We start from the raw sequence: 399 nt of genomic DNA, 5'->3' as shown, positions 1-399 counted from the left end.
ATCAGGCTCGAAATTTCTCGGGTTTACCTTCCGTTACGGTCAAGTGCAGATCCATGAACAGGCGCTAAAGAAATTTAAAGCAAATGTAAAAGAACTCACTAATCGCAACTGGGGGATCTCAATGACCCTACAAATTCATAAACTCACGCAGTATTTACGCGGCTGGGGACACTACTACCTAATAGCCAACGCTTATCAGCTAACGGTGGATTTAGATCACTGGATCCGCCGTAGGATAAGAATGTGCTACTGGCGGCAATGGCGTAAACCTCGCACCAAAGTACGCAGTTTAATGAAATTGGGTGTTAGCGAACGACTCGCCATAGCCTGTGGTATCACCAGTAAAGGCCCTTGTAGAAGCTCAAAAACAAAAGGAATTAACATTGCGTTAGGCAATGA

The 399-nt window shown here is 44.9% G+C and carries 1 protein-coding gene; it reads left to right on the top strand.

The features are described 5' to 3' along the window. A partial coding sequence (locus tag NRL14_RS20825; protein WP_306725520.1) for a group II intron maturase-specific domain-containing protein occupies positions 1 to 399 on the top strand: 399 nt, incomplete at both ends.

The sequence above is a fragment of the Pseudoalteromonas sp. 20-92 genome (assembly GCF_030847595.1).
GTDB classification, from domain to species: domain Bacteria; phylum Pseudomonadota; class Gammaproteobacteria; order Enterobacterales; family Alteromonadaceae; genus Pseudoalteromonas; species Pseudoalteromonas fuliginea.
The sequence above is the reverse complement of the archived record's forward strand: the minus strand, read 5'-3'. Positions and strand labels throughout refer to the sequence as shown.